Origin of the sequence: Pseudactinotalea sp. (assembly GCF_048594945.1) — a bacterium.
Lineage (GTDB): Bacteria > Actinomycetota > Actinomycetes > Actinomycetales > Beutenbergiaceae > Pseudactinotalea.
This window is the reverse complement of record NZ_JBMDXJ010000425.1, coordinates 1-6,082: the sequence shown is the minus strand read 5'-3', so window position 1 is coordinate 6,082 and position 6,082 is coordinate 1. Positions and strand designations below refer to the sequence as shown.

6 protein-coding genes are annotated in these 6,082 nt (G+C 66.5%); 1 reads left to right on the top strand and 5 read right to left on the bottom strand.

Annotated features, from left to right (window positions below; translation table 11 throughout):
* The 5 genes from ACOJSN_RS19495 to ACOJSN_RS19475 form a co-directional block, all read right to left on the bottom strand.
* Positions 1 to 1,596, bottom strand: a 1,596-nt coding sequence (locus tag ACOJSN_RS19495; RefSeq protein WP_420114149.1) for an extracellular solute-binding protein, incomplete at its 3' end; no start/stop codon positions are given.
* Between the two features lie 54 nt (positions 1,597 to 1,650).
* On the bottom strand, positions 1,651 to 2,832 hold the full coding sequence (locus tag ACOJSN_RS19490) for a Gfo/Idh/MocA family protein (protein WP_420114148.1): 1,182 nt from the start codon (positions 2,830 to 2,832) through the stop codon (positions 1,651 to 1,653).
* Positions 2,832 to 3,158 (bottom strand): EthD family reductase, encoded by a 327-nt coding sequence (locus ACOJSN_RS19485; RefSeq protein WP_420114147.1) that lies wholly within the window; start codon positions 3,156 to 3,158, stop codon positions 2,832 to 2,834. The genes ACOJSN_RS19490 and ACOJSN_RS19485 overlap by 1 nt, the downstream gene beginning before the upstream one ends.
* A 2-nt stretch (positions 3,159 to 3,160) precedes the next feature.
* Positions 3,161 to 3,994: a phosphoenolpyruvate hydrolase family protein gene (locus ACOJSN_RS19480; protein WP_420114146.1), complete on the bottom strand. Its 834-nt coding sequence runs from the start codon at positions 3,992 to 3,994 to the stop codon at positions 3,161 to 3,163.
* Positions 3,991 to 5,256: a Tm-1-like ATP-binding domain-containing protein gene (locus ACOJSN_RS19475; protein ID WP_420114145.1), complete on the bottom strand. Its 1,266-nt coding sequence runs from the start codon at positions 5,254 to 5,256 to the stop codon at positions 3,991 to 3,993. Before ACOJSN_RS19475 ends, ACOJSN_RS19480 begins: the two co-directional genes overlap by 4 nt.
* Before the next feature lie 172 nt (positions 5,257 to 5,428).
* Here ACOJSN_RS19475 and ACOJSN_RS19470 point away from each other — a divergent pair.
* Positions 5,429 to 6,082: ROK family protein (locus ACOJSN_RS19470; protein ID WP_420114144.1), on the top strand; the 654-nt coding region annotated here is incomplete at its 3' end.

The following is a 6,082-nucleotide window of genomic DNA, read 5'->3' as shown; positions in this document are numbered from 1 at the left end:
GTAGTAGCGCTGGTGGATCTCGATGTTCTGGGTCATGCCCAGCCCTTCGAGCTCTGCCACGTAGGCGTCCCACTGCGACGCGACGCCACCGTTGGTGACCCACTCGGCCCATCGCTGCATTGCGATGCTGAAGACCGCGGTGTTGTTCAGCGCCAACGCGCTCAGGTCCTCCTCGGACATCTTGATGAAGGGTCCTGGGAACAGCCCGTTGTCGAGGTCGACGTTGCCGATCGCATCCAGCAGCGGCTGCTCCTCGTCGACCGCCTCCTGCAGGTCGACCGGGATCGTGACCTCGATGTCGTCGCGGATCCAGCCAGGACTGTTGTCTCCGAGGGTGGTGGTCCACTTCCAGGTCGAAGGGTCAGACTGCTCGTCGGCGGGCGGGAGCACCTCGTAGGTGACATCATCGATCTTCTCGATGTTCTGCCCGATCTCGCCCCACAGGCCCTGCAGGGAGATGTCCTGGTCGTAGAAGGCGTTGATCACCGCGAGCGCACCTTCCCTGTTGTCGCTCTGCGCCGACATCGTGATCGTGTTGCCGCCGAAGTTCATGCCGTAGTTGTCATAGGACCAGACCACAGATGAAGGATCGGTATTCGCCTCCGGCAGCAGCGGTGGCAGGGACGTGTACTGGGACGCGAGCTGCGCCCCGAACCGATCCGACGCTGTCCAGCCCCAGCTGAAGCCCACCCGGGCGATATCGCCGTCACCACGCCCGGCCGACTGGTACGCCGAATAGTCCTGGGTCATCACCTCCTGGCTGATCAGCCCGTCGGCGTAGAGCTCGTGCAGGAAGCTCACCATGTCGCGGTACCGCTCATCGGTGAAGAAGTTCCCCACCTGCCCGTCCTCCACGAAGTAGCCGGCGCCGCCGCCGTCGTTCAGAGCGAGCCCGTACCCGCCAAGTAGCACGTGGGGTTGGAAGTAGCCGAAGCCGTAGTCCCCCGCCGGCGCCCAGTCCATCGGGATCTCGTCGTTCGGATCGCCGTTCCCGTTGGCATCCTCCTCCTTGAAGGCGGTGAGGACTTCACGCAGCTCGTCGAACGTGGTGGGCGCCTCTAGCCCGAGGTTGTCGAGCCATTCCTGGTTGACGTACTGCCGCGTTCCCGTCTCGGGCCAGAAACGGCGATAGCTCGGGAGCGAATAGACCTCTCCGCTCGACTGCGTCGCCATGAACTCGGTCTCGGGGATCTCCTGGAACATGGAGGTCACGTTCGGGAGCGCGTCCATGTCGTCGCTGAGGTCCTCGAACAGTCCGTTGAAGGTGATGAGGTCGGAGTTGGTGATGGCGTTCGTCCCGATGATGAGGTCGGGGATATCGCCGGCAGCCAGCATCGTCGACTTCTTCTGGTCCCAGTCGGCAGAGATCTCCTCCCAGGTGATCGTGACGCCGGCCATCTCCTCGAGATCGGCCACCCAGGCCATGTCGGCCATCGGGCCAGTCAGACCGGACTTCAGTACGAGGATCCGCAGGCTGCCGTCGGCCTGCCCGCCACCACCGCCATCTCCCCCACCACTGCAGGCGCTGATGGTCAACGCGAGTGCGGCTGCCGCCGCCACAGACACCGTGTAACGACGCGTGGATGTACTTCTCATGACTCCTCCTTGAGTGTGCTGATGGTCGGACTGCTGATGGCCGACGGCGTCGCGTCAGCCCTCGTGCGACGACTCGCTCGACCTGGTGGTCACCCAGCGAGACGGGCGCCCGTAGTCGGGCACCGTCGTCCAGTCGCCTTCCGCCAGCGCGGAGGCGTGGCCACAGATCCCGGGAGCTGTCCAGGTTGCTGCCGTGACACCGTCGATTCGAGAGCGTCTGCCCTGAGAGATGGCCGAGACGAACTCGTGCACGAGGTGAGGGTGAGACCCTCCGTGGTGCGGCAGCACGGGTACCTTCGCTCCGCCGTCGCCTGGATCGAATTCCGCGGCACCCGTGAAGGGGGCGAGCTCAGCAGGCAGAAGATCGGTGCGTTCTGGTGGATCCACCTGGTCGACGCGAACAGGTCGCCCACGACCATCGGCACCCTGCTCGAGCGTGAAGACGGTGAGCCCGTCATCCTCTCCGACGAGGGGCCAGGCCACGCCCATGTCGTGGCCAAACACCGAGAACCCTTCGTAGTAGCTGCGCGCTGTCTGGAAGAACGAGACCGTAACCTCGGCGGTCAGCCGGTCGCGATCGAGATCCATCAGCGCGGTCTCGACGGGGAACGGATTGTCGAAGTCACCGCGACGCTCGGACGTGAGCAGACCGCTTCCCCGCCCGACGACCCGCCGCACTCGTGCATCGGCGAGGGCGAGCAGCGGGGAGACGATGTGCGTGGCGTACTCCAGCGGCGGGTAGCCCTGCCAGTAGCGCGGGAAGCCGTCGAGATTCTGGATGTGGTCGCCGCGAAGCAGCGTCAGGGGGCCCATCCGACCCGACTCGATCAGGTCTTGGATGTAGAGGAAAGCACGATGGAAGACCATCGTCTCCATCATCATGTAGGCGGACCCGGAACCGCGCTCGGCATCGAGCACACGCTCGATTCCCTCCAGCGTGGTCGCCATCGGGACGGCGCTCGCGCAGTGACGTCCGCTGCGCAGAACCGCGACGGACTGCTCCACGTGGAAACGCACCGGCGAAGCGATGTGCACCGCGTCGTAACGGTCCGTCGCGAGTAGCTCGTCAAGGCTGCCGAAAGTGTCGTGGACCCGGTAGGCCTGGGCCGTCTCGCGGAGTGCCTCGGCATCGACATCGACGAGCGCGACCCGGTCGACACCTGGGTGACTGAGGTACAGCGGAAGGAACGCGGAGCCGAACCGGCTGCCGACCACGGCGACATCGATTGTGGACATCAGGTTGCCTCCGCGGCCAGCACGTCCGTCACGGGACCGAACGACATGCTCACGCCGCCGGTGGCGAACACCTCGACGTCGGCTGCGGCGGCGCGGCCGGCATCGGACTCGAAGGCTGCTTGCAGGTCCTCACGCGTCGCGCAGTACAGCTCGGCGATGAGGTAGGCGTCCGGCTCCACGCCGTCGAGCCCGCGTTCCAGCCAGGTGATGGTCCAGGCCAGGAGATTCGGCATGCCCTTCGCGAGAGGAATGTGCACCTCGCGGTAGTGCCGGTCGAACTCCTTCGGGTCGGTGGGGTGGCCGTACACGATCGTCGCCTTGTACATCGTCAGCCTCCGATCGGAAGATCCAGGTACGACTGCATGTGCGAGACCATCGCCACCTCGGTGGGCAGGCGTTCCATGCTCGAGGCGCCGAGGAACCCGTGGATGCCTGGAACCTCGCGCAGCACGCGGGCGACGTCGTCGGGCTCGGCGATCGGGCCTCCGTGCGCCAGCACGAGCACGTCGTCGCGCACGCTGGTCGCTGCCGCACGGATTCGCTCGACGAACGCGATCGCCTCGTCGATCGGCCAGGCGGTCTTGGCCCCGATCATGCCGTTGGTGGTCAACCCGGCGTGCGCCACGATGACGTCGGCCCCGGCCTCGCACATCGCGCGTGCCTCGTCTTCGGAGTGCACGTAGGACATCGTGAAGAGGTCCAGCTCGTGAGCCTGGGCGATCATGTCGACCTCGCGGTCGAATCCGAGTCCCGTCTCCTCGAGGTTCGCCCGGATCATGCCGTCGAACAGGCACACGGTCGGGTAGTTCTGCACGCCGGAGAAACCGGCATCGCGAACCGAGCGCAGGAACCGCGGCATCGACCTGAACGGGTCCGTGCCGCACACCCCGGCCACCACGGGAAATTCGTCCTCGACGACAGGGATGATCTCCCGACCCATGTCCATGACAATCTCGTTCGCATCTCCGTACGGCATCAGGCCAGCCATCGAGCTGCGCCCAGCCATGCGATAGCGGCCGGAGTTGTAGACCACCACGAGGTCCAAACCGGCCGTCTGAGAGCACTTCGCTGAGAGCCCGGTACCGGCTCCGCCCCCGATCACTGGCTGCCCGTTAGCCACCTTGTCGCGCAGTTTGCGAAGCAGATCGACTCGCCTGATCATGAGGTCCTCTCAGTTTCCGCCGCGTGGCGGGTGGTCATCAGCTCGTGCAGCGACTCGGCCACACGATGGGCGAACGCCGGGCTGTTGCAGTCCTGGTCAACTGCGTCGACCGGCACGTTGGTGGGCCGGGAGTCCGCGAGGGCATCGACGAGTGCACGATCCGCGTCCTCGGAGGAGACGCGCTCTCCGGGCGTCGACATCGACGAGAACCCTCGCTCGGGCACGAGTACCCGCGCGGTGCCTGGGGTCGCGCCCGCCAAGGCGTGCCCGACTCGTGCACCGATCGCCCGCGCCTCCTCGACCGAGGTGCGCATCAGAGTCACCGCGGCGTTGTGCCGGTACAGAAGTCGGTCGGCGAACCGTTCCGGTACTGTCTCCGGCGCACCGAACTTCACGATGTCGAGGCCACCGAGGCTGACGACCTGAGGAATACCGGCGCGTGTGGCTGCCGTCAGTCGAGCAGGTCCGGCCGGATAGGCGCCTCCCACCACCTCGTCGGCGATCTCTGCCGTGGTCAGGTCAGCAACGCCTGCGATGACGCCCTGCGCGATCAGGTGTTCCATCGCCTCGCCACCCACGCCGTTCGCGTGGAAGATCAGGACCTCGTACCCGAGTTCCTCGAGCCGTTCACGCATCGCGGTGGCACCCGTCGTCGTGACCCCGAGCATCGTTGCGGCGACGACGCGGCCAGCGCTCACCGGCGGCGTGCGCGACTGCGTAGCGAGCATGCCGACCATGGCGCCGGCGGCGTTCACCAGGCTCCGCCACGACAGCGAGTTGAGGCCGGCGATGTCGACCACCGGGTTGATCATGGTGGCGTCGGCGATACCTGCGTAGGGGCGGGTCTGGCCGATCACGATCGTCGACAGCAGCACCTTGGGAGCGCCGAACGGCAACTGGGATGCCAGTGCGGAGAAGGTCGTGCCGGCGTTGGAGCCACCGGCGACCATCAGTCCGTCGACCCGATCGCTCTGCCGCAAGCGAGTCAGGATGTGTGCAGCGCCGCGCGCCATCGTGGCGACCGCCTCACCACGGTCACCGTGTGCCGCGAGGCTGGCGAGGTTGGCGCCGGCCGCTCGTGCGACTTCCTCACTGCTGACGTCCGGCCGGATGCCAGGCGTACCGAGCACGCCGACGTCGACGAGGACGGTGCCTACGCCCGCACGTTCCAGCTCGCTGCGGAGCAGGTCGTACTCGGCCGCTTTGGTATCGAGGCTTCCTACGAGCACCACCCGCGTCTCGACGGCGTCTCGCTGAACCATCACCGGCCTCCGTTGCCCGTCGCCCGCGCGCTCCGTGGCGCGGGATGTCAGGAGACACTAAGAGCATTTATGCCGACTGTCAACCTTAATGCGCGGATCCTTCACATAAAATAGTGCGCCGGTACGGTGACGACACTCAGCAATGCCTGGAGGCACGGGGATGACGGATGGCTTGACGACGAGGCACCGGGACTCGGCCCGCCTGCGCACCGCGCGGTCCGGTGAGCTGCTGGAGCTGGTTCGACGGGGCCACGCACAGACCACCAGTGAGCTCGCCACCCTCATGGGGTGTGCGCGCTCGACGGTCCAGGAACGCGTCCAGGTTCTCCTGCGTGAGGGACTGTTGCAGTCGACCGTCGCCGTGCCGCAAGGTCGGGGTCGGCCTGCAGTCGGGCTGGAGTTCAACCCGAGCGCCGGCGTGGTGCTCGCCGTGCAGGTGGGCGTGTCGGGATCACGCGTCGCCATCACCGATCTCGCGACCGAGGTGTTGTGGAGCGATGTCGTGGACGTCGGCATCTCCTCGCGCCCGAAGGACCTGGTGCAGGCTGTCCGCGCAACCACCGAGCGCGCGCTGACGTCCATCCACGAGGACGCCGCGCGATTGCGAGGAATCGGCATCGGCCTGCCGGGCAAGGTAGAGCTCGCGACCGCGTCGCCTGCCGACGTCGGCGAGTGGCTGCGCTATCCCATTGCCGATGACCTTGCGGAGCGGTACGGCGTGCCGGCCTATCTCGACCAGGACGTCAACCTGCTGGCGCTGGGCGAGCAGAGGTCGTCATGGCCGGACACGGACGTCTTCGTGTGCCTCAAGGTCGGCACCGTGATC

What these genes read in the sequence shown, in the direction of transcription:
- ACOJSN_RS19490 (WP_420114148.1), bottom strand. Translation starts at nt 2,832, where the DNA reads ATGTCCACAATCGATGTCGCCGTGGTCGGCAGCCGGTTCGGCTCCGCG.
- ACOJSN_RS19485 (WP_420114147.1), bottom strand. Translation starts at nt 3,158, where the DNA reads ATGTACAAGGCGACGATCGTGTACGGCCACCCCACCGACCCGAAGGAG.
- ACOJSN_RS19480 (WP_420114146.1), bottom strand. Translation starts at nt 3,994, where the DNA reads ATGATCAGGCGAGTCGATCTGCTTCGCAAACTGCGCGACAAGGTGGCT.
- ACOJSN_RS19475 (WP_420114145.1), bottom strand. Translation starts at nt 5,256, where the DNA reads ATGGTTCAGCGAGACGCCGTCGAGACGCGGGTGGTGCTCGTAGGAAGC.